This is a genomic window from Saccharococcus sp. Marseille-Q5394 (genome assembly GCF_946901335.1).
GTDB lineage: Bacteria > Bacillota > Bacilli > Bacillales_A > Planococcaceae > Sporosarcina > Sporosarcina luteola_C.
The window spans coordinates 75001-100000 of the sequence record NZ_CAMPPQ010000002.1 but is presented as its reverse complement, the minus strand read 5'-3'; the positions used below and the strand labels follow the sequence as shown (position 1 = coordinate 100000).

22 protein-coding genes, 1 tRNA gene, 2 rRNA genes, 1 other RNA gene and 1 other annotated feature (2 of these 27 running past the window's edge) are annotated in these 25000 nt (G+C 46.6%); of the genes, 22 read left to right on the top strand and 4 right to left on the bottom strand.

Features of this window, described 5'->3' with window-relative positions; translation table 11 throughout:
• From OC538_RS10950 to OC538_RS10930, 5 genes are all read left to right on the top strand, one after another.
• Positions 1 to 2343, top strand: a 23S ribosomal RNA gene (locus tag OC538_RS10950) (it extends 591 nt beyond the left edge of the window).
• Between the two features lie 84 nt (positions 2344 to 2427).
• Positions 2428 to 2543: ribosomal RNA gene (gene rrf, locus OC538_RS10945) — 5S ribosomal RNA — on the top strand.
• 605 nt (positions 2544 to 3148) lie between these two features.
• Entirely contained in the window at positions 3149 to 3628 is a 480-nt protein-coding gene (locus OC538_RS10940; RefSeq protein WP_251697176.1) for a glutathione peroxidase, read from the top strand.
• A 109-nt stretch (positions 3629 to 3737) separates the two neighbouring features.
• Positions 3738 to 5204 (top strand): IMP dehydrogenase, encoded by a 1467-nt coding sequence (gene guaB, locus OC538_RS10935; protein ID WP_251697174.1) that lies wholly within the window; start codon positions 3738 to 3740, stop codon positions 5202 to 5204.
• A 149-nt stretch (positions 5205 to 5353) separates the two neighbouring features.
• On the top strand, positions 5354 to 6685 hold the full coding sequence (locus OC538_RS10930) for a serine hydrolase (protein ID WP_410055884.1): 1332 nt from the start codon (positions 5354 to 5356) through the stop codon (positions 6683 to 6685).
• A gap of 28 nt (positions 6686 to 6713) precedes the next feature.
• Here OC538_RS10930 and OC538_RS10925 read toward each other — a convergent pair whose 3' ends face one another.
• A complete protein-coding gene (locus OC538_RS10925) occupies positions 6714 to 8117 on the bottom strand; it encodes a PLP-dependent aminotransferase family protein (protein ID WP_251697170.1) in 1404 nt (467 codons plus the stop codon).
• 256 nt (positions 8118 to 8373) lie between these two features.
• Here OC538_RS10925 and pdxS point away from each other — a divergent pair, with 256 nt between their 5' ends.
• The 5 genes from pdxS (at position 8374) to serS (ending at position 12109) form a co-directional block, all read left to right on the top strand.
• Positions 8374 to 9219 carry a pyridoxal 5'-phosphate synthase lyase subunit PdxS gene (gene pdxS / locus OC538_RS10920; RefSeq protein WP_251697168.1) on the top strand — a complete coding sequence of 282 codons (846 nt, stop codon included), beginning with the start codon at positions 8374 to 8376 and terminating at the stop codon, positions 9217 to 9219.
• A gap of 93 nt (positions 9220 to 9312) precedes the next feature.
• Positions 9313 to 9657, top strand: coding sequence for a DUF4288 domain-containing protein (locus tag OC538_RS10915; RefSeq protein ID WP_251697166.1), 345 nt, complete (start codon positions 9313 to 9315; stop codon positions 9655 to 9657).
• 62 nt (positions 9658 to 9719) lie between these two features.
• On the top strand, positions 9720 to 9938 hold the full coding sequence (locus tag OC538_RS10910; RefSeq protein ID WP_251697164.1) for a hypothetical protein: 219 nt from the start codon (positions 9720 to 9722) through the stop codon (positions 9936 to 9938).
• 14 nt (positions 9939 to 9952) lie between these two features.
• Positions 9953 to 10534 carry an NUDIX hydrolase gene (locus OC538_RS10905; RefSeq protein ID WP_251697163.1) on the top strand — a complete coding sequence of 194 codons (582 nt, stop codon included), beginning with the start codon at positions 9953 to 9955 and terminating at the stop codon, positions 10532 to 10534.
• Positions 10535 to 10555: 21 nt separating this feature from the next.
• Positions 10556 to 10767: a binding site (T-box leader), on the top strand.
• A 67-nt stretch (positions 10768 to 10834) separates the two neighbouring features.
• Positions 10835 to 12109 (top strand): serine--tRNA ligase, encoded by a 1275-nt coding sequence (serS, locus tag OC538_RS10900; protein ID WP_251697161.1) that lies wholly within the window; start codon positions 10835 to 10837, stop codon positions 12107 to 12109.
• A 17-nt stretch (positions 12110 to 12126) separates the two neighbouring features.
• Here serS and tadA read toward each other — a convergent pair whose 3' ends face one another.
• Positions 12127 to 12630 (bottom strand): tRNA adenosine(34) deaminase TadA, encoded by a 504-nt coding sequence (gene tadA, locus OC538_RS10895; RefSeq protein ID WP_251697159.1) that lies wholly within the window; start codon positions 12628 to 12630, stop codon positions 12127 to 12129.
• Positions 12631 to 12762: 132 nt separating this feature from the next.
• Here tadA and OC538_RS10890 point away from each other — a divergent pair, with 132 nt between their 5' ends.
• From OC538_RS10890 to OC538_RS10870, 5 genes are all read left to right on the top strand, one after another.
• On the top strand, positions 12763 to 13398 hold the full coding sequence (locus OC538_RS10890; protein WP_251697157.1) for a deoxynucleoside kinase: 636 nt from the start codon (positions 12763 to 12765) through the stop codon (positions 13396 to 13398).
• Positions 13395 to 14063: a deoxynucleoside kinase gene (locus tag OC538_RS10885; protein ID WP_251697156.1), complete on the top strand. Its 669-nt coding sequence runs from the start codon at positions 13395 to 13397 to the stop codon at positions 14061 to 14063. Before OC538_RS10890 ends, OC538_RS10885 begins: the two co-directional genes overlap by 4 nt.
• Before the next feature lie 89 nt (positions 14064 to 14152).
• Positions 14153 to 15292 (top strand): YibE/F family protein, encoded by a 1140-nt coding sequence (locus tag OC538_RS10880; RefSeq protein WP_251697154.1) that lies wholly within the window; start codon positions 14153 to 14155, stop codon positions 15290 to 15292.
• On the top strand, positions 15289 to 16059 hold the full coding sequence (locus OC538_RS10875; protein WP_251697152.1) for a YibE/F family protein: 771 nt from the start codon (positions 15289 to 15291) through the stop codon (positions 16057 to 16059). The genes OC538_RS10880 and OC538_RS10875 overlap by 4 nt, the downstream gene beginning before the upstream one ends.
• Positions 16060 to 16138: 79 nt before the next feature.
• Complete coding sequence (locus OC538_RS10870) at positions 16139 to 16741, top strand: hypothetical protein (RefSeq protein WP_251697150.1); 603 nt, start codon at positions 16139 to 16141, stop codon at positions 16739 to 16741.
• 35 nt (positions 16742 to 16776) lie between these two features.
• On the opposite strand, the gene OC538_RS10865 is transcribed toward OC538_RS10870, so the two are convergent.
• Positions 16777 to 18144, bottom strand: a complete 1368-nt coding sequence (locus OC538_RS10865; RefSeq protein ID WP_251697148.1) for an aspartate kinase — start codon at positions 18142 to 18144, stop codon at positions 16777 to 16779.
• A 158-nt stretch (positions 18145 to 18302) separates the two neighbouring features.
• Between OC538_RS10865 and OC538_RS10860 the strand changes: the two genes are divergently transcribed.
• The 3 genes from OC538_RS10860 to thrB are packed head-to-tail and all read left to right on the top strand — an operon-like array spanning position 18303 to position 21567.
• Positions 18303 to 19601 carry a homoserine dehydrogenase gene (locus tag OC538_RS10860; RefSeq protein ID WP_251697146.1) on the top strand — a complete coding sequence of 433 codons (1299 nt, stop codon included), beginning with the start codon at positions 18303 to 18305 and terminating at the stop codon, positions 19599 to 19601.
• The gene (gene thrC, locus OC538_RS10855; RefSeq protein ID WP_251697144.1) at positions 19598 to 20656 is read left to right on the top strand and encodes a threonine synthase; all 1059 of its coding nucleotides are present in this window, start codon (positions 19598 to 19600) and stop codon (positions 20654 to 20656) included. The genes OC538_RS10860 and thrC overlap by 4 nt, the downstream gene beginning before the upstream one ends.
• On the top strand, positions 20656 to 21567 hold the full coding sequence (thrB, locus tag OC538_RS10850; protein ID WP_251697142.1) for a homoserine kinase: 912 nt from the start codon (positions 20656 to 20658) through the stop codon (positions 21565 to 21567). Before thrC ends, thrB begins: the two co-directional genes overlap by 1 nt.
• 262 nt (positions 21568 to 21829) lie before the next feature.
• Here thrB and OC538_RS10845 read toward each other — a convergent pair.
• A tRNA-Ser gene (locus OC538_RS10845) sits at positions 21830 to 21922 on the bottom strand.
• A 334-nt stretch (positions 21923 to 22256) separates the two neighbouring features.
• Between OC538_RS10845 and ffs the strand changes: the two genes are divergently transcribed.
• The 4 genes from ffs to recR form a co-directional block, all read left to right on the top strand.
• Positions 22257 to 22523: signal recognition particle sRNA large type (gene ffs, locus OC538_RS10840), an RNA gene on the top strand.
• 252 nt (positions 22524 to 22775) lie between these two features.
• Positions 22776 to 24542, top strand: coding sequence for a DNA polymerase III subunit gamma/tau (gene dnaX, locus OC538_RS10835; RefSeq protein ID WP_251697140.1), 1767 nt, complete (start codon positions 22776 to 22778; stop codon positions 24540 to 24542).
• A gap of 23 nt (positions 24543 to 24565) precedes the next feature.
• The gene (locus tag OC538_RS10830) at positions 24566 to 24886 is read left to right on the top strand and encodes a YbaB/EbfC family nucleoid-associated protein (RefSeq protein ID WP_251697137.1); all 321 of its coding nucleotides are present in this window, start codon (positions 24566 to 24568) and stop codon (positions 24884 to 24886) included.
• An 11-nt stretch (positions 24887 to 24897) separates the two neighbouring features.
• On the top strand, positions 24898 to 25000 hold the beginning of the coding sequence (gene recR, locus OC538_RS10825; protein ID WP_251697135.1) for a recombination mediator RecR. The gene runs 494 nt beyond the window's last position; 103 of the gene's 597 nt are visible here — the first part of the coding sequence; its start codon is at positions 24898 to 24900; its stop codon lies beyond the right edge, outside the window.

Genomic DNA, 25000 nt, shown 5'->3' with positions numbered 1-25000 from the left:
ATGGGTGATGGCGTGCCTTTTGTAGAATGAACCGGCGAGTTACGATTCCATGCAAGGTTAAGCAGCGAATGCGGAGCCGCAGCGAAAGCGAGTCTGAATAGGGCGAATGAGTATGGGGTCGTAGACCCGAAACCAGGTGATCTACCCATGTCCAGGGTGAAGGTAAGGTAACACTTACTGGAGGCCCGAACCCACGTACGTTGAAAAGTGCGGGGATGAGGTGTGGGTAGCGGTGAAATTCCAATCGAACCTGGAGATAGCTGGTTCTCTCCGAAATAGCTTTAGGGCTAGCCTCAAACGAAAGAATCTCGGAGGTAGAGCACTGTTTGGACTAGGGGCCCATCCCGGGTTACCGAATTCAGACAAACTCCGAATGCCGATGATTTATGTTTGGGAGTCAGACTGCGGGTGATAAGATCCGTAGTCGAGAGGGAAACAGCCCAGACCGCCAGTTAAGGTCCCCAAGTATCCGTTGAGTGGAAAAGGATGTGGCGCTGCCCAGACAACCAGGATGTTGGCTTAGAAGCAGCCACCATTTAAAGAGTGCGTAATAGCTCACTGGTCGAGTGGCGCTGCGCCGAAAATGTACCGGGGCTAAACGGATCACCGAAACTGCGGATTGACACCTATGGTGTCAGTGGTAGGAGAGCGTTCCAAGGGCGTTGAAGCTAGACCGTAAGGACTGGTGGAGCGCTTGGAAGTGAGAATGCCGGTATGAGTAGCGAAAGAAGGGTGAGAATCCCTTCCACCGAATGCCTAAGGTTTCCTGAGGAAGGCTCGTCCGCTCAGGGTCAGTCGGGACCTAAGTCGAGGCCGAAAGGCGTAGACGATGGACAACAGGTTGATATTCCTGTACCACCTCCCCGCCGTTATCAGCAATGGGGGGACGCAGAAGGATAGGGTGAGCGCGCTGTTGGTCATGCGCGTCTAAGCAGTGAGGTGTGGAACGAGGAAAATCCCGTTCCTATAACATTGAGCTGTGATGGCAAGGGGAATTATCCCCGGAGTCCCTGATTTCACACTGCCAAGAAAAGCCTCTAGCGAGGCGGGAGGTGCCCGTACCGCAAACCGACACAGGTAGGCGAGGAGAGAATCCTAAGGTGATCGAGAGAACTCTCGTTAAGGAACTCGGCAAAATGACCCCGTAACTTCGGGAGAAGGGGTGCTCTGGTAGGGTGTTAAAGCCCGAGAGAGCCGCAGTGAATAGGCCCAGGCGACTGTTTAGCAAAAACACAGGTCTCTGCAAAACCGTAAGGTGACGTATAGGGGCTGACGCCTGCCCGGTGCTGGAAGGTTAAGAGGAGAGGTCAGCGCAAGCGAAGCTTCGAATTGAAGCCCCAGTAAACGGCGGCCGTAACTATAACGGTCCTAAGGTAGCGAAATTCCTTGTCGGGTAAGTTCCGACCCGCACGAAAGGCGTAACGATCTGGGCACTGTCTCAACGAGAGACTCGGTGAAATTATAATATGCGTGAAGATGCGCATTACCCGCGACAGGACGGAAAGACCCCGTGGAGCTTTACTGTAGCCTGATATTGAATTCCGGTGCAGCCTGTACAGGATAGGTAGGAGCCTTGGAATCCGGAGCGCCAGCTTCGGAGGAGGCAATGGTGGGATACTACCCTGGCTGTATTGGACTTCTAACCCTTGCCCGTGATCCGGGCAGGAGACAGTGTCAGGTGGGCAGTTTGACTGGGGCGGTCGCCTCCTAAAGTGTAACGGAGGCGCCCAAAGGTTCCCTCAGAATGGTTGGACATCATTCGTAGAGTGCAAAGGCATAAGGGAGCTTGACTGCGAGACCTACAAGTCGAGCAGGGTCGAAAGACGGGCTTAGTGATCCGGTGGTTCCGCATGGAAGGGCCATCGCTCAACGGATAAAAGCTACCCCGGGGATAACAGGCTTATCTCCCCCAAGAGTCCACATCGACGGGGAGGTTTGGCACCTCGATGTCGGCTCATCGCATCCTGGGGCTGTAGTCGGTCCCAAGGGTTGGGCTGTTCGCCCATTAAAGCGGTACGCGAGCTGGGTTCAGAACGTCGTGAGACAGTTCGGTCCCTATCCGTCGCGGGCGCAGGAAATTTGAGAGGAGCTGTCCTTAGTACGAGAGGACCGGGATGGACATACCGCTGGTGTACCAGTTGTCTTGCCAAAGGCATCGCTGGGTAGCTATGTATGGACGGGATAAATGCTGAAAGCATCTAAGCATGAAGCCCCCCTCAAGATGAGATTTCCCATTACGCAAGTAAGTAAGATCCCTCAAAGAAGATGAGGTGGATAGGTCCGGGGTGGAAGCGTGGCGACACGTGCAGCTGACGGATACTAATCGATCGAGGACTTAACCTTAAGTTACTTAAGTACGGTTGAACTTGTTGTTCAGCAACAATGTTGGTTTTATCCGGTTTTGAACGAACAAGAGTCGTTCAATTGTCTGGTGACGACGGCGAAGAGGTCACACCCGTTCCCATACCGAACACGGAAGTTAAGCTCTTCAGCGCCGATGGTAGTAGGGGGCTTCCCCCTGTGAGAGTAGGACGTCGCCGGGCCAAGGCCATTCCCCATGGGGAATGGTTTTTTTGTGTATTTTTTTATATATAACCGAAGGTTGAACAATCATATGCAAATCTCTTTCCTGACACGGAAGATAAGTTCTTCATCGCCGCTTTGCGTAATTTACGCCAACGGTGTAAATTACGCAGGGAACAGGGTTTCCCCTGTGAGAGTAGGACATCGCCGGGCTAAGGCCGTTCCCATTTCTATTTCGCGGAAGGATATTGTCTCGAATGAATGGAAAGGTCGCGCCCGATACATTTGACAAACTAAGAAATACCCGCGGCTAAAGAGCACCGTCCCGCGCTCAAGGAATGCTGCTTTGCGCTCAATGTAAGCTCTCCTTCAAAGCCTCTATTATGCGTGTTTAGATTAATTTATGAGCTTTTAATTACGATTATGCGTATTTAGAAAGGTTTATGCGTGCTTGAAAGACTTTATGCGTCTTTGATTCGATTTATGCGTGGATATCGAAATTTATGCGTATCTGGGAGAGTATGATTGCATACTGCAGTCAAAAAATAGTAGTCTCTCATCTTTGCATTGCCTGCATAGTTGCCGTAATGTTGATTAATAAAGGCGAGGAAAGGTGATGATGAATATGGCTTCCATTTACGAGTTTTCAGTCGAAAAGCCGGATGGCACTTTGCAATCTATGAAGGATTATGAGGGCAAGATCATGGTCATTGTAAATACGGCGAGCAAATGCGGTTTTACGGATCAGTTCAAGGAGCTTCAACAGCTATATGAGGATTTTCGTGGGCAAGAATTTGTCGTTCTCGGCTTCCCATCCGATAATTTCATGAACCAAGAATTCGATTCAATTAATGAGACTTTGTCGTTTTGCGAAATGAATTATGGGGTGACCTTTCCGATGTTTGCTAAGATTGATGTCGTTGGGAGTGGGGCAGCTCCTTTGTTTTCATTTTTGACGGATCAAAAAAAAGGGCTGCTAACTGAGGGCATCAAATGGAATTTTACGAAGTTCCTTATTGACCGAAACGGGAATGTGGTGGATCGTTTTGCACCGAAAACATCTCCTGCTAAAATGCGGTCGGTGATTGAAAAGTTAATTCAGTGAATTTAAGGAATTCTTTTTCTTATTCCCGACTCCTTGACACGTCTCATATGCGCTGATAACCTTTTAATAATATTCAACTGCAGATAATGATTTTAGAGGAGGAAACGATATGTGGGAATCTAAATTCACTCGCGAAGGGTTGACTTTCGACGATGTGTTGCTTGTGCCGGGCGCTTCAGAAGTATTGCCGAAGGACGTAAATCTTTCGGTACGTTTGACAGAGAAGATGACGTTGAACATTCCAATCATCAGTGCTGGGATGGATACAGTGACCGAGTCGAAGATGGCGATTGCAATGGCGCGTCAAGGCGGTCTTGGCGTCATCCATAAGAATATGAGCATCGAAGAGCAGGCGGAGCAGGTTGTAACGGTTAAACGTTCGGAGAATGGCGTTATTACCAATCCTTTCTTCCTCACTCCTGAACACCAAGTATTTGACGCAGAGCACTTGATGGGCAGGTATCGTATTTCGGGCGTTCCGATTGTCAATAACATGGATGAGCAAAGACTTGTCGGGATTTTGACGAATCGTGATCTGCGGTTTATTCAGGACTATTCGCTGATTATCAATGACGTGATGACGAAGGACAATTTGGTGACGGCTCCTGTCGGCACGACTTTGGAAGATGCGGAAAAGATTTTGCAGCAGTATAAAATTGAAAAGCTGCCGATTGTTGATGAAAATGGAATCTTAAAAGGTTTAATTACAATAAAAGATATCGAAAAAGTGATTGAATTCCCGAACGCTGCGAAGGATCAGCAAGGCCGCCTTCTCGTAGGAGCGGCGGTCGGTGTTACATCCGATACGATGGTACGGGTGCAGAAGCTTGTTGCTGCGGAAGTCGATGTCATTGTCATCGACACGGCGCATGGACATTCGAAAGGCGTACTGGATACAGTCGCGCAGATTCGAAGAGAGTATCCGGAACTAGATATCATTGCGGGGAACGTGGCAACGGCGGAAGCGACTGCAGCATTATATGAGGCGGGTGCCGATGTCGTCAAAGTCGGTATCGGTCCTGGATCCATCTGTACGACGCGTGTCGTTGCAGGGGTCGGAGTTCCTCAAATCACCGCAGTTTATGAATGTGCTTCCGAAGCACGTAAACATGGGAAAACGATCATCGCAGACGGCGGCATTAAATACTCAGGTGATATCGTGAAAGCTTTGGCAGCAGGTGGACATGTCGTCATGCTCGGAAGCTTACTTGCCGGAACGACAGAAAGCCCTGGAGATACGGAAATCTTCCAAGGCAGACGCTTTAAAGTGTACCGAGGAATGGGATCTGTCGGTGCAATGGAACACGGTTCAAAAGACCGTTACTTCCAAGAGGATGCGAAGAAACTCGTGCCTGAAGGAATTGAAGGACGTATGCCTTATAAAGGTCCAATTTCTGATACGATCCATCAACTCGTTGGTGGGATCCGGTCAGGCATGGGCTATTGCGGTACGAAGGATCTTCATGATTTACGTGAAAAAGCTCAGTTCATCCGCATGACGGGTGCTGGTTTGCGCGAAAGTCATCCGCATCAAGTGCATATTACAAAAGAAGCACCAAACTATTCCATTTCGTAAAAAGTGGTTATGGAACTTCAGCACCTTTCCGCACGTCATGATATGAGCGGAAAGGTGCTTTTTCAAATGTAGCCCCTAATCAGGTCCATGATGTGATAAAATATAAAGTGGTAAATTGCAATGACGGAGGTATATTGGTGAAACGTGAAATGAGAAAATGGGTTGCTTTGCTGGTCATTCCATTCGTATTGATGATGACGTTCGGCACGGCACCTGCAAAAGCAGAAACGACTCTCGGCATCCATGTAGATGGTGCCATTCTAATTGACGCGGATAGTGGTAAGATTTTATATGAAGAGAATGCGGATACACCACTCGGCATTGCTAGTATGTCAAAAATGATGACTGAATATATCTTATTTGAAGCGATAAAAGAAGGTAAAATCAGTTGGGATCAAGAATACAAAGTAACAGATTATACATATGCCATCTCACAGGACAGGCGTCTAAGTAATGTGCCCCTACGTAGGGATGGTACGTATACAATCAGAGAGCTTTACGAAGCAGTGGCTATTTATTCAGCGAATGCTGCTACAATCGCTATTGCTGAAACAATTGCAGGAACGGAAACGGAATTCCTGAAATTAATGGATGCCAAGGCAAAGGAACTGGGCTTGGTCGACTATAAATTCGTCAATTCATCAGGTTTGAACAATGAATACTTGCAAGGGATGCATCCGCAAGGGACAGGGGCGAACGATGAGAACGTCATGCCTGCCAAATCGGTTGCAAGGCTTGCATTCCATCTGATGAAAGATTATCCGGAGGTTTTGGAAACAACGAAAATTAATACGAAAATCTTCCGTGAAGGTACGACGGATGCCATCAAGATGGATAACTGGAACTTCATGCTTCCAGGCTTCGTTTATGAATACGAAGGGGTAGACGGATTGAAGACAGGAACGACTGATTTTGCGGGGCACTGCTTCACAGGTACGGCAAAACGGGGCGATAAGCGGGTCATCGCTGTCGTCATGAAAGCTGTCGATGCAAACGGAGTCGGGTCCTACAAGGCACGGTTTGATGCAACACGGGCGTTGTTCGATTACGGATTCAGCCAGTTCTCCGAAGAAGAGCTTCTTCCGGCGGGATATCAATTTGAAAAGCAGAAGACATTGCCTGTCCTTAAAGGAAAAGCGAAAACTGTTTCCATCGAAGTGAAAGAGCCAATCAAGTCGATGATCAAATCGAATGAAAAGGATCTTTATGAGCCGAAACTTGTCTTGGATGAGTCTCTACTGAAAGATGGTGCACTCGAAGCACCCATCAAAAAAGGAACGGTTGTCGGCCATGTGGAGCTTGTTAAAAAAGAGGGCAAGGATTACGGATTCATCGATTCGAAAAATCTAGGCATGGATGTCATCGTCACAGATGATGTCGAAAAAGCCGGATGGTTCTCGTTGATGATGAGTGCAATCGGTGACTTCTTCGCCGGTATTTGGGAAAGTGCAACTGGATTTATAAAAGGTTTATTCAAATAAAAAGAGGTGATGGCCCGTCATGGGTCCATCACCTTTTTTTAATGCCCCAAGCTTCCATGAGCTGTTCAACAGCCCTTGGAATCCGTTCATCCTCCAAGCCTCCGAAGCCGAATAGAAAAGATGGCTGGACGCTCTTTGCGGATTTGCGGTATTCATTCAGGCCGTAGACGCGAATGCCTTGAGCTAGTGCTACGTTTGCCAATGACTCTTCATCCTCGTCTGTATGTACGTTGATGAGAATATGCATGCCCGCTTCGTCACCTGAGAATGAAATGATTGGAGCATATTGTTGTAATGAATCGGTAAGCAGCTGCAGTTTACGTTTATACACTTTCCGCATCCGGTTCAAATGCCGGGCGAAATGGCCGTCAGCCATGAAACGGGCAAGCGTGTGCTGGTCAAGCCGCGGAACCGTCGACGAATAATGGATGAACGCTTCCTCGTAGTTTTTGAGCAAAACAGGAGGGAGCACCATATAGGCAATCCGCAGCGATGGCATTAGGGATTTGGAAAAGGTGCTGACATATATGACCTTGCCCGCTTTGTCCATCCCTTGCAAAGAAGGAATTGGCCTTCCGGAATAGCGAAATTCGCTATCGTAATCGTCCTCGATGATGAAATTGCCGACATTTGAAGCTGCCCAGTTCAACAATGCTGTTCTGCGTGCCGCAGAAAGCACTGTGCCGGTCGGAAACTGATGGGAAGGTGTCACGTAAGCCACGGTCGCCTCCGACTGCTGGAGTGCCTGTACGTCCATCCCTTCCTCATCAACTGCAATCGGTACAGCCTCCCGGTTGTTATGGAAAAAAACGTGATGGGTAAGCGGATAACCCGGGTCCTCGATGGCGTACGTTGCCTGCGGTCCCAGAAGCCGGATGAGTAACGGCATGAGCTGTTCCGTTCCGGATCCGACGATGATCTGGTCCGCGGAGCAATCGACCCCTCTCGAGTGATATAAATACTTCGCGATTTCCTGCCGAAGCTCTAGATCTCCGTGTGGATGACCCAATAGCAGAAGATGTTGCGATGACTCATCAATGGTGTCTTTTGCGTATTTCCGCCATAGCTTGAATGGGAAGGATTCCGTATCGATTTTACCTGGGGAGAAGTCGATCTCCAGTTCCCTCCGTTCTTCTTTGGAAGAGAAAGTTACTTCCTCGACTGGTTGTACATACGCCAATTCTCCGATTTCCTGGATAAAATAGCCTCTCCGCGGTTTAGATGTAATGAACCCTTCCGCAGCAAGCTGCCCATAAGCAATTTCGATCGTTGTTTGACTGACATCGAGGAATTCGCCAAGTTTCCGTTTGGAGGGGAGCTTTTCGTCTACAACAAGTTTGCCTTCAGTGATGTCGTTGCGGATTTGCTGGTAAATCTGCTCGTATAAAGGCGTTTCGCTTTCTTTATTTAGTTCAATTAATAGCATTTCCATTTGCTGCACCTCGCTTAAATAAGTTATCGATCTTTTCCTAGGTGTTATCGTTCATTTCCCGGGATATATCGGTCAATTCGAATGAGTTATCGGTCATTTAGCGGAAGTTATCGTTCACTTTCCCAGAGTTATCGTCATTTAGTGACTTTAGTCCCGCAACTCGATACCCTCTGACCTCTTCATTTATTACGAAACTGAGTATTTTAATATGGTCATACTCTAGTATACTGAACAAAATGAAAAGGGGGAAGAATAAATGGATTTTAAATACGGTGGCGTCATCATGGATGTTATTAACGCGGAGCAGGCAAAAGTGGCGGAAGCGGCAGGTGCAAGTGCAGTCATGGCGCTTGAGCGCGTTCCTTCAGATATCCGGGCAGCTGGCGGTGTTGCGCGCATGGCGGACCCGCGCATTATTGAAGAAGTGCAAAAGGCAGTTTCAATCCCGGTTATGGCAAAAGTGCGAATTGGGCATATTTCGGAGGCACGTGTGTTGGAAGCAATGGGTGTCGATTTCATCGATGAAAGTGAAGTGTTGACTCCTGCGGATGACGAGTTTCATTTATTGAAGAGCGATTACAAAGTTCCATTTGTCTGTGGTGCCCGCAATCTTGGTGAAGCTGCGCGTCGTCTCGGAGAAGGGGCGAGGATGTTACGTACGAAAGGTGAACCGGGAACGGGCAATATTGTGGAAGCGGTCCGCCATCTGCGCCAAGTGAATGCGCAAGTGAATAAAGTCATTCATATGAGCAATGATGAGTTGATGGTGGAGGCACGCGACTTGGGCGCTCCTTATGAAGTGCTGCTCGCAATCCGCGAAGCGAGGCGTCTACCAGTTACTAATTACGCTGCGGGCGGCGTAGCGACTCCTGCGGACGCGGCGCTGATGATGGAACTTGGCGCTGACGGCGTATTCGTCGGTTCCGGTATCTTTAAGTCAGACAACCCTGAACGATTCGCGCGTGCGATTGTCATGGCAACGGAAGACTTCCGGAACTATGCATTGATTGGTGATTTATCGAAAGATATCGGCACGCCGATGAAGGGGCTAGAAATTAGTAAGTTAGCAGAAAGTGAATTAATGGCAGTGCGTGGAGTTTAATGATTAGGGCTAGGGCGTAGATGCTCTAGCCTTTTTTTTGAATCTTTTATTTACCCGAAAACGTATAGAGAAGAAAGGGAGAGGAAGAGGGATATGGATAAGATCTTCTCGGTGAAGTATTTAGTTGAGTCAATTGTTAATCCGCAGTATGACGGGAAAACATATGAAGAAGTCGTTATGCTCATTCGTGCGGATAGCAGTGAAATGGCTGCCAAGAAAGTTATTGAGCATTGGAGGAATCTTACGAAAGAACTGACCTATGAAAATGCGGTAGGAGGAATGACGATATGGTGCTTCGTACAAGTTTTGGACTGCTTTGAACTAGTCGATGAGATAGAAGGGGATATCGATTTCAAAGAGGTGTATAACAGGTATATCCTTGTGGAAGCGGGAATGACGCCAGATGAAGTGATTCGCGACTATTCTCTTGATAAGTGAGAAACAGGTGTTAGCTTGCTTTATCAGGCTTTATTTATACAATAACAAGGAGGTGGACTTGGATGGCTGAAGCAATTTTTATGTTCATCCTATTTGTTCCAATCGGCGTATTAACGTTTTTGGCTCCTCGGGAAATGATGTTACTCGGGAAAAGATGGCAATATGATTCAGAGCCCGAATTTTCAAAGGAAGCAATTCTTTATACGAAAATTACTTCTGCTATCGTTGTCGTAGTGTTTACGTTAATCCTTGTTATTAGTATAATCAATGCTTTTCGTTGAAAGGGAGTATGAAGTTGGCGGAGCGTCTGAAAGTATTTGATGAAGATTATATGTATGTTTTTAATGAAACTAGAGAAGTTATCCATGAGAAAGGCTTATGGCATGAAACATTCCATTGTTGGCTCGTGGATGGCACAAATGTTTTTATTCAAAAGAGAAGTTCCACAAAAAAGGACTTTCCAAGCTTGTATGATATTACAGCAGCGGGCCATTTGCTGGCGGATGAGGATATTATGGATGGAGTCCGTGAAGTTGAGGAGGAGCTTGGCATACATGTGGACCTTTCCAAGTTAAAACAGATGGGCGCCGTTCGGGATGTCATTAGGCTGCCGAGTTTCATTGACAAAGAATTTGCGAATGTATTTCTATATCAATCAACCTTTGGGCCGGATGATTTCACGTTGCAACAGGAGGAAGTGGAAAGCATCCATTCCGTTGCGATAAAAGATTTGCAGGCACTCTTCAGGAGAGAAGTGGAGAACATCATTTGCTCAGATGATATAAAAATAACGCTATCCGATTTTGTTCCACATGAAACAGCATACTTTGAAGCAGTTGCAGAATACTTGGACCTTGCCAAAAGTTTAGGTATGTAGTAAAGTGAGGTTAATTTCAAATTAAAGACGATGATGGGAAGCAGTAGCAAGCACGTTTTTCAAAGAGAGCCGGCGGGTGGTGTGAGCCGGTAAAGACACTTGTGAATCCGTCCCTGAGTAGCCGGGCTGAACGAATAGTAGGCCTAGCCGGACATTGAACCGTTATTTCAAAGAGTGGATCAGCTGTATGCTGGTCAATTTGGGTGGCAACGCGGGTAGTTCTCGTCCCTTGTATAGGGGATAGAGGGCTTTTTTTGTGTCTGAAAATACTTATCGTATAAAAAATAAGGAGGAATCACTATGTTAGACATTAAATTGCTTCGTGCGAACTTCGATGAAGTGAAAGAGAAACTTACGAAGCGCGGAGAAGATTTGACGGATTTGGATAAATTCGTCGGTCTGGATGAAAAACGAAGAGAACTGATTGCGAAAGTGGAAGTGCTGAAAGCGGAGCGCAATGAAGTTTCGCAAAAAGTTGCGGAAATGAAGCGCAATAAGGAAAATGCAGATGACGTAATTGCACGCATGCGTGAAGTCGGCGATGAAATCAAAACCCTTGATGAGCAATTGCATCAAGTCGAAGAAGATTTAAATTATATCATGATGCGTATTCCGAACATCCCGCATGAATCAGTTCCGGTCGGCGATAGCGAAGATGATAATGTCGAAGTGCGCACATGGGGAGAGAAGCCGGAATTCGGTTTCGAACCGAAGCCGCATTGGGAAATCGGGACCGATCTGAACTTGCTTGATTTTGAACGTGCTGCAAAAGTGACGGGGAGCCGTTTCGTATTCTACCGCGGACTTGGTGCGAGACTTGAACGAGCGTTGATCAGCTTTATGCTTGATTTGCATTCAGAAGAACACGGCTACGAGGAAATGCTGCCGCCATATTTGGTGAACCGCACAAGCTTGACGGGTACTGGTCAATTGCCGAAGTTCGAAGAAGACGCTTTCCTTATTGAGGAAGAGGATTATTTCTTGATTCCGACTTCTGAAGTTCCGGTGACGAACTATTACCGTGATGAAATTCTGGATGGCGCCCAACTACCGATTGCCTATACGGCTTACAGCACGAATTTCCGTTCAGAAGCGGGATCTGCTGGCCGCGACACACGTGGGTTGATTCGCCAGCATCAGTTCAATAAAGTTGAGCTCGTCCGCTTTGTGAAGCCGGAGGAGTCTTACGATGAGTTGGAGAATTTGACGGGGCATGCAGAAAAAGTACTTCAATTGCTTGGACTTCCATATCGAGTCCTAAAAATGTGTACGGCTGACCTCGGTTTCACAGCTGCGAAGAAATACGACATTGAAGTATGGATTCCGACACAAGACACATACCGAGAAATCTCTTCTTGCTCAAACTTCGAGGATTTCCAAGCAAGACGTGCGGGAATCCGTTTCCGCCGCGAGCAGGGGGCGAAGCCTGAATATGTTCACACATTGAACGGAAGCGGCTTGGCGGTCGGACGGACAGTTGCGGCTATCCTTGAAAACTTCCAGCAGGAGGACGGTTCAGTTGTCATTCCTGAAGTATTACGTCCATATATGGGCGGAAAAGAAGTAATCCGATAAGAAAAGCGATGTGGGAATCAATCAACCGACTCCCGCATCGCCTTTTTTTGTTCCTTCTTCTTTTCACGCAGGGACCTGAAAAAGTTCGTCAGCATCGCTCCGCATTCATCACCAAGTACATCTTCCGCCACTTCACATTCATGATTGAAGCGCGGATCATTCAGCAAGCGGTACAACGAATCGACGCAGCCGCCTTTCGGATCACGAGCTCCATAGACAACACGTGGGATCCTTGATTGTAAAATGGCGCCCGCACACATTGGGCATGGTTCGAGCGTCACATACAACGTCGTATCTTCCAACCGCCAGCTGCCGGTTTCCTTACATGCATCTTGTATCGCAGATAATTCTGCGTGGGTGACAGCATTCTGCGACGTTTCGCGTAAATTATGTGCCTGGGCAATGACTTCACCGTCCTTCACGATGATTGCTCCAATTGGTACTTCGCCAAGCGATTCCGCTTTTCTAGCTTCTTCTATCGCTAACCGCATGAAGTGGCGGTCCATTTCAAATACATCCATCTGTCATCGCTCCTTACAACTAGTGTACCACCCTGTAAAGCCGCCTTGCCATTTTGCGGCAACATCTATGTTTCAACATCTCTATATGGTAAAATGAAGTGCAGAAATTGTCGAATCAAAGGAGAGCTAGTTATGTCTGTTCCGTTCATTACGGTAGAGGGACCGATCGGTGTCGGGAAAACGACGCTGTCTAAAGCAATCGCAGAAGCACAGCGGTTCCATCAGTTAAGCGAAATCGTGGACGAAAATCCATTTTTAAATAAATTTTACGAAGATATCGAGGAATGGAGCTTTCAAACTGAAATGTTCTTCCTCTGCAACCGTTATAAGCAATTAAGCGATATCCGGAAGAAGTTTTTAAGCCGGCAACAGCCTGTCGTGGCGGATTATCATATTTTCAAGAACCTCATATTCGCCAGGCGTTCCCTGCCTGCGGATGAATACGCCAAATACGAAGAGATTTATCATATCTTAACGAAAGACATGCCTGTGCCGAATGTCATCATCTACCTTCACGCGACGCTTGATACATTAATGAAACGGATTGCGCTCCGGGGACGGGATTTCGAAAAGAACATCGATCCATCCTATTTGCAGCGGCTCTCGGAGGATTATGAACAGTTCATCGCAGACTTTGAAGCTGCGCATCCTGATATCCCGGTGCTACATTTCAATGGCGATAAAGTAGATTTTGTCAATGACACGGGGGATTTGCAAGCCATCCTCAGCAAAGTCGATGAGACGATACGAAAAGGAGCAGTACAATGAATTTAAGAGAGAAATATGGAATTCCAAAAAATGCGGTCATCACGATTGCAGGTACGGTAGGAGCCGGAAAATCGACGATGACGAACGCACTTGCGAACGCATTGGATTTCCGGACTTCATTGGAAAATGTAGATAAGAATCCGTATCTTGACCGCTTTTACGATGACTTTGAAAAATGGAGTTTCCATTTGCAAATCTATTTTCTAGCGGAACGTTTTAAGGAACAAAAGCGCATTTTCGAATATGGCGGCGGCTTCATCCAAGACCGCTCCATCTATGAAGATACAGGCATTTTTGCTAAAATGCACAAAGACAAAGGGACGATGGATCCAGTAGATTACGATACGTACACAAAGCTCTTTGACGCGATGGTCATGACTCCGTATTTCCCGCATCCTGACCTGCTCGTCTATTTAGATGGTCCATTTGAAAAAATCCTTGCGAGGATCCAGGAGAGGGGCCGCTTGATGGAACAGCAGACTCCGCTTTCCTATTGGGAGGAACTCCATGAGCGCTACGTAAAGTGGATCGATTCCTTCAATGCTTGTCCCGTACTGCGCATCGATATTACGGATTACGATTTGAAAAGCAATCCACATGAGGTGGAGACGGTCGTCGAGCGGATCGGCAACATGTTGAATTTGTCTGCAACGCTGAAAAAATAAGTATCTAAACGAAAGAAGCATCGTGCAATTTGCGATGCTTCTTTCATTTTGGGTATAGTGGGATGTAACTTACACATGGAGGGTTTTATTTGAATGTTATCAAAAACAGATTAAAAAAGATGACATATAAACAAATTCTTCTTTTTACTGTCATAGGACTTTGCTTTGCCATTTCTATGATATTTATTAATAATAATTACTCGTTTTACGAGCAGCCAATCGCAAAAGTCATTCAAACTGAGTTGGTAGAAGCATCCAACATCACAGATATGAACAATAACAAAGATCGTCTGTTCATACAGCAGATAATTGCTGAAATAAAAAACGGAGAATATAAAGGGCAGTCGATCCAGTTGACGAATAAGTATTCGTCGTCAGGAGCTTACGATCAACAATTCCGTGTTGGCAACGAACTATTCGTATCGATTGATACGAATAAGAAAAAGGATTCCACATTAATTGGAAGCATCACTAATGTAAAACGTGACCAATTCGTTGTGCTGGTTGCATGGATATTCATCTTCATATTACTCATTACAGGCAAGAAGCAAGGATTACTATCAATTATGAGCTTGGCGGTAAATGCCACTTTATTATCCTTCGCCTTAGATTTGTACATTAAATACCCATCGATCAGTTTAGTTTTGATATGCGCTGTTAGCGGGATTGTATTTACAATCATTTCTTTGACGATCGTCAGCGGTTTTAATGAAAAGACCTATGCCGCAATCATCGCGACCCTGTTAGGGACAGTCATTTCTCTCTGCATCGCTTACATAGTAATAGGGGTCACTTCAGGAAACGGGCTCCGCTATGAAGAAATGCAATTTTTGACGCGCCCCTACCAGATGGTCTTTATGGCGGGATTGCTTATCGGATCGTTAGGTGCCGTAATGGACGTCGCCATTACGATGTCCTCTTCACTTTTTGCCTTATATGAACAAAATAACGATATATCCGTGAAAGCACTGAAAGCCTCTGGAATTGATATCGGGAAGGATATTATGGGGACGATCACAAGCATTTTATTTTTCGCTTATATAAGCGGGTCGATTCCTGTCATTATTTTGTATTTGAAAAATGCTTCTCTTTTGGGATTCACCCTTTCCATGAACCTTTCACTAGAATTGGCCCGCGCTCTTGTCGGAGGGATAGGCATTGTATTGACGATTCCAATCGGTCTTTATACGACGCTTTATTTTGTTAATCGAAAGAGGGCGAGATCATGAATGTAATTGTTTTACTAGCAATCATTTTATTTCTCCTCATGATGATTGTCGGGGGCAAAAAAGGAGTAAGGTCATTTATTTCCTTATTCTTGAACTTTGGCGTCATCATGTTCACGATCTTTCTAATGACAAATCCGCAATGGAACCCCATTATCATAACGATCATCGCATGTGTATTCATTAGCTGCATCAGCCTATTTTTCATTAATGAAGTAAATAGTAAAACGATCGCCGCCTTCATTTCCACGATTATTACAATTGTGTTGTTGCTTTTCTTTATCGTCATTGTAACGAAATATGCAATGATCCAAGGCTTTGGAGAAGAAGAAATAAACGAGCTTGGTGTCTTCTCACTTTTTATTGGAATTGACTTCACGAAACTTTTAGCTTCGGTCATCATTATGAGTACAATCGGTGCCATTATGGACGTGGCGATTTCAATGGCGGCTTCCATGCATGAAATCTTCAACAACAATCCATCAATCAGCAGAAGAGATTTATTCGCTTCGGGATTAAGCGTCGGGAGAGATATTTTGGGAGCGGATACGAATACATTGTTTTTTGTATTCTTTGGAGGGTATTTGGCATTGCTTCTATGGTTTAAAGATCTACACTATTCCATTGGGGGAATTATCAACTCCAAAATATTCAGCGCCGAAATGATTTCGATTCTATGTGCAGGTATTGGAGTGGCGCTGAGTCTCCCGATTGCTGCGGGCATCAATGCATATCTCTTAATTAGGAATAGGGAAAAACGGCAGGTGTAGAAGGAATCGTGCAAATTCACCGATATTGCTCCAATCGAATAATATGCACTGACCCAAGTATGAAGGTTGGAGTGGTGTTGTGAATCAATTTTACGGAAATACAATGCCGATGAATATGATGCGGCCCAATAATTGCTATAGCAAAGCACAAGTTGAATTGTGGAATAAAAACCGTCTTCTATGGGAGCAGCATGTTACATGGACACGGATGGCCATCACTGCAGTCGTCTTCAAAGTCCCGGATTTGAAATTTGTCCTTTCACGCCTTTTGCGCAATGCAACGGATATGGGGAATGCCCTAAGACCATACTATGGCGATAAAATTGCAGACTCGTATCGCGACCTCATTTCGGAACATTTAACGATTGCGGCAGACTTGGTGACCGCCGCTGTAAACGGAGAAACGGAAAAGGCTGAGCAGAAAGAGGCGGATTGGTACCGGAACGCGGACAAAATTGCGGAATTCCTTCATCGGATCAATCCATACTACGACCAAGAAGCATTCCGGAAGATGCTCTACACCCATTTGGCTTTAACGAAGCTTGAAGCAGTGTGCATGATCCAAGAGAATTTCGAATTGGAAGTGCAAGTGTTTGACCAGATCGAGGCGGAGGCTTTGATGATGGCGGATATGCTGTCAGATGGTATATTCAAGCAATTTCCTTATATGTTCGTACCATAATGAAACAAGGGACACGTAGCTGTGTCCCTTGTTTTTTATGACTGTACATATGATTTCACGAAAAACTCCTTATACAACTCTTTCAAACTCTTCGTTTCGTCCTGTACTTTCACCCCGAAGACAAGGCTGACTTCGGATGATCCTTGGTTGATCATCTCGATATTGGAGCCGCTTCTTGCAATTGCAGTCGCAGCCCGTGCGGCCAAGCCGGTCGTATACTGCATGCCTTCTCCCACGAGAACGATCATCGAATAATCATGCTCCACGATGACAGCATCCGGCTCCAATTCCTTATGGATCCGTTCCACAATCCGCTCTTCCTTTTCTTTCGTCAGGAACCGACTGCGGATGATGATGGAAAGGTTGTCGATGCCGGATGGCGTATGCTCGTACGAAATGCCTTCCTCCTCGAAAATCTGCAGGAGCTTGCGTCCGAACCCGATCTCTAGGTTCATTAAATACTTGTCGACGTAAATGGCGGTGAATCCGCTGTCCGCGGCAATTCCGATCACTTGCTGTTCATTATAGTCCCGTTCTTTGACAATCAACGTGCCCGGTGCCTCGGGATTATTCGTGTTTTTGATGCTGACTGGGATTGATTTCCGGAAAGCTGGAATGAGCGCCTCGTCATGGAAAACGGAAAAGCCGGCATAGGCAAGCTCCCGCATTTCACGGTACGTCATCTTCTCGATGGCGACCGGGTTTTCAATAACAGTCGGATTGGCGGCAAACACTGAATCGACATCCGTGAAGTTTTCGTATAGATCTGCTTTCACCGCTGCTGCAATGATCGAGCCAGTAATATCCGAGCCGCCTCGATTGAATGTGCGGAGTGTTCCGTCTTCTGTGTAGCCAAAAAAACCTGGGAAAACAATGATTCCTGGTTCGTCGCGCAATGTAGCAAGGCGTTCATCCCCTTCAGGCAATGCACGAACTCGATCCGGCCGATTGTTTACGAGCAATCCACCATCTCTTGGGCAGACATACTTCGCCTCAACCCCGATGAATTGAAAATAAGCTGCAATCAATTTTGCATTATTATCCTCGCCCGCTGCTTTCATAGTATCCATAAACAAAAGGGAATCCTCTTTATCACGAGAGAGCCGCCCGCGTACATCTCTCTCTATTTCCTCAATGATTGTGTCATCGAGGCCAAGACTTTCAGCAATCAAGCGGAATCGATCGACGACTTCCAGCAGATCGCTTTCTGCATCCTTATTTGCTAAAGCCTTTTCCCCAAGCCGAATGAGTAGGTCGGTCACTTTAGTATCATCCGAGAAGCGTTTTCCGGGTGCAGAAACAACAACGATTTTTCGATCACTATCAGACGTTACAATATCGACAACTTTTCTAATTTGATCGGCAGTCGCAACGGAAGTGCCGCCGAATTTACAAACTTTCATAATTTATCAAATCCAATCTTTAATTAAATTACAATTCATGATATCTTGAACTTTACCATAAATGGGGTTGTTATTGAAAGTTTATTTCTCTATAATGTCCTTATGTGGAGAACGATTGTTTTTTCATAGTGTACATATAGCGAGGAGAATCGTCAAATATGATAAAAGAAATCAATATCGGTTTGCTTGGATTCGGCGTTGTAGGCGGCGGTGTAGCTGAAATTCTACATAGGCACCAAGAAGACTTAAGCCATAAATTGGGCGTTCCTGTAAAAATAAAAAAAGTTCTCGTAAAAGATGCCAAGAAGAAAAGGGAGACGGAACTGTCACCGGATATTTTCACAGTCGATCTGGATGAGGTGATTGAAGATCCAGGAATAGATCTCATCGTGGAAGTGATTGGCGGGACAAGCGAAGCGAAACAAGCGATTGAGAAGTCGCTTCGTGCAGGCAAAGGAGTCGTGACGGCGAATAAGGATGTCATGGCACAATTCGGCCATGACCTATTGAAGCTTGCAGATGAACATAAATGCGACCTGTTCTATGAAGCGAGCGTCGGAGGCGGCATCCCGCTTATCCGGACGCTTGAAGACGGGCTTGCATCTGACCGGATCAGGGCACTGACAGGCATCGTCAATGGAACGACGAACTTCATCTTGACGAAAATGAAACATGAAAACAAAACATACGAAGAGGCATTGGCGGAAGCAACCGAACTTGGGTATGCGGAATCCGACCCGTCAGCAGACGTCGACGGCATCGATGCGGCGAGGAAAATGGCCATTCTAGCATCACTCGCATTTTCCACGGAAGTCCGGTTGGAAGACGTCTATGTGAGAGGAATGAAAGATATCCAGGATGGCGACCTCGCCTTAGCGGAGCAGTTCGGCTTCACCGTAAAAATGGCAGGATTCGCGAAAAAGGATGACGATGGCATTGAAATTTCCGTAGAACCGGTTTTCATCCAAAACTCGCATCCCCTTGCCTCCGTAAATAACGAATTCAATGCCGTTTATGTATATGGAGACACAGTCGGGGAGACGATGTTCTACGGACCGGGGGCGGGCTCATTGCCGACGGCTACATCTGTCACGGGAGATATCGTTGCAGCATGCCGCAATCTCCTGCTCGGCGTGAACGGAAAAAGGCTGCATTCGCCACAGCACGCATACACAGTAAAAGACGACAATCAAATCATCGGCCGTTACTTCCACCGAATCTCCGTAAAGGATGAAGTGGGCGTACTGACGAAATTGGCATCAATCTACAGCAATCATGGAGCAAGCCTAGCAACTGTCGTCCAGCATGAAGGCGACAAAAATGGCGGCGTCGACTTGATCATGATCACACATAGCATTTCAAGACAACAGCATTTGGACATCATGAATGAACTGCATAACACACCGGAAGTGAACGGCGTTGTTAGCTACTACCGAGTGGAGGGTGAAACGCGATGAGAAGATGGAATGGATTAATTGAAGAATACAAAGAATGGCTGCCGGTCACAGATAAAACACCGGAACTCACGTTGCAGGAAGGAAATACACCGCTCATCCACTTGAAAAACCTCTCCGAACAATGGGGAGTCAACCTATATGTCAAAACTGAAGGGACAAACCCGACAGGTTCTTTCAAGGATCGCGGCATGGTGATGGCAGTCGCTAAAGCGAAAGAGGAAGGGAAAACCGCGATCATCTGTGCATCCACGGGCAACACATCCGCTTCAGCAGCGGCATATGGCGCACGCGCAGGGATGAGGACCATCGTGGTCATTCCGGAAGGACGGATCGCGCTTGGGAAATTGGCGCAGGCAAAAATGTACGGCGCAGAAATCGTAGCGATTGAAGGAAACTTCGACGAAGCGCTGCGCATGGTACGTGAAGCTGGCGAAGGGCAAATCGCTCTCGTGAATTCAGTGAACCCATACCGGTTGGAAGGACAAAAGACGATTGCCTTCGAAACAATCGAGCAATTAGGGAAAGTACCGGATATTTTTGCGTTACCGGTCGGGAATGCAGGGAATATTTCCGCCGCGTGGAAAGGCTTTAAGGAATACGATGCGAAAAAGGGATCCGGCACGCCGAAACTGTTAGGTGTACAGGCCGATGGGGCGGCACCAATTGTGTATGACCGTGTATTCGAAAAACCTGAAACGGTCGCGACTGCTATTCGAATCGGGAACCCCGCAAGCTGGCATTTAGCGACGGCGGCCCTTGAAGAATCCGACGGGGCGATTTTATCAGCGACAGACGAAGAAATCTTGGAAGCATATCGTCTATTGGCCTCTACGGACGGTATTTTTGCGGAACCCGCTTCATGTGCGACTATTGCAGGCATTAAGAAACGCCTTGATGCAGGATTGATTGAAAAAGGTTCGACAATTGTCGGTGTGCTTACAGGGAACGGGTTGAAGGATCCTGAAACAGCTATCAATGTGAATGAAGGGCAGCCATTCCTATCAAAGGAGCAGTTCGATGCGTTTTTACATGAACTGAAAGAAGGGGCAAAGTAATGAAAAAACCATTATTCACGGTCGCCGTCCCGGCCACGACTGCGAATTTGGGACCTGGATACGACAGTGTCGGAATGGCTCTTTCCTTATATATGACCGTTGGCGTGAGCGAGGCAGTTGAGTGGAGTGTACACTACGAAGGGGAAGAATATGCCGGTTTGCCGACAGACGACAAGAACTTAATTGTCCAAACGATTCGAAACGTGGCTGGAAGATACAATAAAGAAGTCCGTCCTCACGCGTTGCATATTACTTCCGACATCCCCCTCGGCAAAGGGCTCGGCAGCAGCGCAACAGCCATCGCCGCCGGAATTGAAATTGCAAACGAGCTACTCGGTTTATCATTGACACCGCAAGATAAAGTGCAAATCGGAAGTGAGAATGAAGGTCATGCAGATAACGTAGTTGCTGCCCTTTTAGGAAGAATGACCGTCGCCTATTTCGTTGCAAATGAATTGGAAGTCATTCAGCTGCCGCAACCGGAAATAGGAGTTGTTATCCTCGTTCCCCCAAATGCGTTAAAGACATCGGAGTCTCGGGGGCTCCTTCCTAGGGAATTGCCCCACTCGGTGGCGTCTGCCGGCAACGCTGCTAGCAACGTCATGCTGACTGCCATTTCCCTCGGGAATTGGGAGTTGGCTGGCAAGATGATGGAGAAGGACATTTTCCACGAACAATATCGGAAATCGTTACTCAAAAATTTTGATCATATACGGACGGCTTGCCACGAATTCGGAGCATACGGAATGACAATCAGCGGCGCAGGTCCTTCTATTTTCGTAGCAGTGAAGGAAGGCACTCAGGAGGAGATTGCGAAGCAGTTGGAAGAGAAATTCCCCTATTATAGGGCGCTTGCAATTACACCTTCCCCAATCGGTTCTACAATACAAAAAGATGGGGTTGTCCAATAAGCCCCTAAAATAGAACAGGTGGCGAAAAACGATTCGTTTTTCGCCACCTGTTCTTATGATTGCCCATTCATTATTGAAAGTAGCTCGTGATTGCTGCATGAACAAGCGAAGAAAACGAGGAGGCTTATCGCCCGCCCCCGGAAAGCGTACGCTTGGAACGAAAAGCTACATATCTGTGATAAACCCGTCTTTTTTAACAAAAAAAAAATCCATTACATGTAATGTAACAGATTCTCCAACTTATGCGCAATTTTAAAATAAATGGCGGAGGAAGAGGGATTCGAACCCCCGCGGGCTTTAACACCCCTGTCGGTTTTCAAGACCGATCCCTTCAGCCGGGCTTGGGTATTCCTCCGTATCAACAAAACATAATTTATCATGATTCAACATAAGGTGTCAACTACTTATATGCACTCTTTTTTATTAAGTTTATTCATAGAAATCTGTCATTGCGAGTAGGAATGATAACTCCTTCGTTTTCTACGAGAACTTTTCCATTGGAAATGTGAATTTTATTGTCCTTAACGAGAACTCATTCACGGGAACGAGAATTTTTGTGCCTTAAATGAGAACTTACTCAGATGAAACGAGAACTTAATCCTCATATATGAGAACTTACCTCCTGATTGGCAAGAAGAATTAAAGAGGACTGGTTGATTTTATCCACAAAAACATGTATACTAATAAAGCCGTGCTAGGTGGGGAGGTAGCGGTGCCCTGTAACTTGCAATCCGCTCTAGCAAGACTGAATCCCTTTCCTGAGGCTGTCCGCATGTAGGGCCTGCCTCTTGCACGTAGTGTTGACGTCTGGGTCCTGCGCAATGGGAACCCATGAACCATGTCAGGTCCGGAAGGAAGCAGCATTAAGTGGTATTTCTCATGTGCCGCGGGGCAGCCTAGGCTGAGCTGTCGACAGGAGTAACGCTTATGTGCGGCAGTCGAAGGAAGGTGCACGGCATTACATATGCAAATCCAACTCGTCCGTTAACCGGGCGAGTTTTTTTTATCTAAAGCGGAGGCAGCCTGCCTAGATGCGACAGGTATAAGGCTGACATGCGAAACGACGCTTTTTGTCGTGTAGCAGGGCTGACTTATGACCCCGAGCATCTGGCTGCTGAAGCTAGAAGCTACGTTCAAGATAGGGTCTATCCCATCCATCTATGCTATAATAAAGGCACTATTGCTTTAAAAGGAAAGGAGGGGGAATGGTGGTTTATCAGGCTTTTTACCGTGTCTACCGCCCGCAGTCCTTCAGTGAGATGTCCGGCCAGCGACACGTCAAACAGACATTGCAAAATGCCTTGCAGCACAATAAAACATCCCATGCCTATCTGTTTTCAGGACCGAGGGGGACGGGGAAAACGAGTGCCGCGAAGGTTTTCGCCAAAGCTCTGAATTGTGAGAACGGACCAGCCAGTGAGCCGTGCAATGAATGCCCGACGTGCATGAGCGTGACAGAAGGATCGAACACGGATGTCATCGAGTTCGACGCTGCTTCGAACTCACGTGTTGAGGAAATACGGGACATAATCGAGAAAGTACGATTCGCACCAGCGAATGCGCGTTTTAAAGTCTATATTATCGATGAAGTGCATATGTTATCCAATTCAGCGTTCAATGCGCTTTTGAAGACGTTGGAAGAGCCGCCTTCGCACGCTGTATTCATTTTGGCGACGACAGAGCCCCATAAGCTTCCGTTAACCATCATTTCCCGTTGCCAACGCTTCGATTTTAAGCCAATTACATCTGCTGAAATCGTTGACCGGATGAAACAGGTGTTGGATGATGCCAAAATCGAGGCGGATGAAGGAGCATTGAAAGTCATTGCACAAGCTGCATCAGGCGGAATGCGTGATGCATTGAGCATGCTAGACCAAGTCGTCTCCTTCAGCGGGGACCGGCTTACAGCGGAAAGCGCACTGCTTGTCACTGGATCGATTGGGGAAGATATCTTCTATCAATTGGCGGAAGCGCTTCTCTCGAAGGACGCCGCAGCCGCGTTGACCATGCTTGATCACCTCATCACGGAAGGGAAGGATATCTCTCGATTAGCAGAGGACCTCATAACGTTCTTCAGGGATCTTCTTCTATTAAGGACGGCTCCGGATTTGACCGAACTGCTTGAATTGATATCAGGGGATGAACGATTCGTATCCATGTCGAATGCATTCGAACCGGAAACCCTCTATTCATTCATAGACATCCTTTCGAAGACACAACAGGAAATGCGCTTTTCAAATCATGCGAAAGTGTATGTGGAATCGGCATTGCTGAAAATGATTCATTTGGAAGGCCCGGTTGTACAAGCTGCGGGCAATCAAGCGGCCGATCCGCATCTTGCTCAAAAAGTGGATAGTCTGGAACGCCTCATTGCTGAACTTCAGTCGCAGCTCGCTAATGGAGTCCGACCTGCAGAAGGTGCGCAGCCAGCCGGACAACCGAAGAAAAATGCATCGAAAACTTCCCAGTCGTTCAGAATACCGACCGGAAAGATAAATGAAGTGCTGAAAAATGCCACCCGTCAAGACATACAAGTGATTCGGGAAGAATGGGCAACGATGATGCAGACATTGCAAAGATCCCATTCTGCTTTACTCGAAGAAACTGAACCTGTAGCGGCATCCGACAATGCTTTTGTGTTAAAATTCAAGTATGAAATTCATTGCCTGATGGCTTCTGAAAATTCCTCACTAAGATCAGGCTTATCGGAAGCCCTTCGCACAAGAACCGGCAAAGCATATGATGTCGTGTATGTTCCGGAGGATGGCTGGCTGAAGGTCAGGGAGGAGTTCATCCGAAACAATGGTTTAACGAAACCGCAGGATGGAACAGATGGTGCAACTGGCGAGGAAGTGGAAGGGGCGGAGGAGGTTCCTACGTTCGTTCAAGAAGCCGAGCAGTTGAATGATGATCCGATAGTCGCGGAAGCAGAAAGAATGTTTGGCAAGGAATTCATAAAAATACACGACGATTAACCAAAAATGAGGAGGAAATCACAATGCGTGGTATGGGAAATATGCAAGGTATGATGAAACAAATGCAGAAGATGCAAAAGAAAATGGCGGAAGCTCAAGAAGAACTAGGAGAGAAGCGCCTGGAAGGAACTGCGGGAGGCGGCATGGTGAAAGTGATCGTATCAGGCCAAAAAGAAGTGCTTGAAGTTGTAATCGATCCAACCGTTGTTGACCCCGAGGACGTGGAAATGCTGCAAGACCTTGTTGTAATTGCTACGAATGAAGCGATGAAGCAAGCTGAAGAACTAACGAACTCCACGATGGGTCAATTCACGAAAGGATTGAACCTGCCTGGAATGTTCTAGGAGGAAAAGACATGCATTATCCAGAACCGATATCGAAACTGATTGATAGTTTCATGAAACTGCCAGGCATCGGCCCGAAAACAGCGGGCCGGCTGGCGTTTTTTGTATTAAGTA

Bases quoted from the DNA above. Each gene is read 5' to 3' on its own strand.
- OC538_RS10940 (WP_251697176.1), top strand. From the start codon at position 3,149: ATGGCTTCCATTTACGAGTTTTCAGTCGAAAAGCCGGATGGCACTTTG.
- guaB (WP_251697174.1), top strand. From the start codon at position 3,738: ATGTGGGAATCTAAATTCACTCGCGAAGGGTTGACTTTCGACGATGTG.
- OC538_RS10930 (WP_410055884.1), top strand. From the start codon at position 5,354: ATGAGAAAATGGGTTGCTTTGCTGGTCATTCCATTCGTATTGATGATG.
- OC538_RS10925 (WP_251697170.1), bottom strand. From the start codon at position 8,117: ATGGAAATGCTATTAATTGAACTAAATAAAGAAAGCGAAACGCCTTTA.
- pdxS (WP_251697168.1), top strand. From the start codon at position 8,374: ATGGATTTTAAATACGGTGGCGTCATCATGGATGTTATTAACGCGGAG.
- OC538_RS10915 (WP_251697166.1), top strand. From the start codon at position 9,313: ATGGATAAGATCTTCTCGGTGAAGTATTTAGTTGAGTCAATTGTTAAT.
- OC538_RS10910 (WP_251697164.1), top strand. From the start codon at position 9,720: ATGGCTGAAGCAATTTTTATGTTCATCCTATTTGTTCCAATCGGCGTA.
- serS (WP_251697161.1), top strand. From the start codon at position 10,835: ATGTTAGACATTAAATTGCTTCGTGCGAACTTCGATGAAGTGAAAGAG.
- tadA (WP_251697159.1), bottom strand. From the start codon at position 12,630: ATGGATGTATTTGAAATGGACCGCCACTTCATGCGGTTAGCGATAGAA.
- OC538_RS10890 (WP_251697157.1), top strand. From the start codon at position 12,763: ATGTCTGTTCCGTTCATTACGGTAGAGGGACCGATCGGTGTCGGGAAA.
- OC538_RS10885 (WP_251697156.1), top strand. From the start codon at position 13,395: ATGAATTTAAGAGAGAAATATGGAATTCCAAAAAATGCGGTCATCACG.
- OC538_RS10875 (WP_251697152.1), top strand. From the start codon at position 15,289: ATGAATGTAATTGTTTTACTAGCAATCATTTTATTTCTCCTCATGATG.
- OC538_RS10865 (WP_251697148.1), bottom strand. From the start codon at position 18,144: ATGAAAGTTTGTAAATTCGGCGGCACTTCCGTTGCGACTGCCGATCAA.
- OC538_RS10860 (WP_251697146.1), top strand. From the start codon at position 18,303: ATGATAAAAGAAATCAATATCGGTTTGCTTGGATTCGGCGTTGTAGGC.
- thrC (WP_251697144.1), top strand. From the start codon at position 19,598: ATGAGAAGATGGAATGGATTAATTGAAGAATACAAAGAATGGCTGCCG.
- thrB (WP_251697142.1), top strand. From the start codon at position 20,656: ATGAAAAAACCATTATTCACGGTCGCCGTCCCGGCCACGACTGCGAAT.
- OC538_RS10830 (WP_251697137.1), top strand. From the start codon at position 24,566: ATGCGTGGTATGGGAAATATGCAAGGTATGATGAAACAAATGCAGAAG.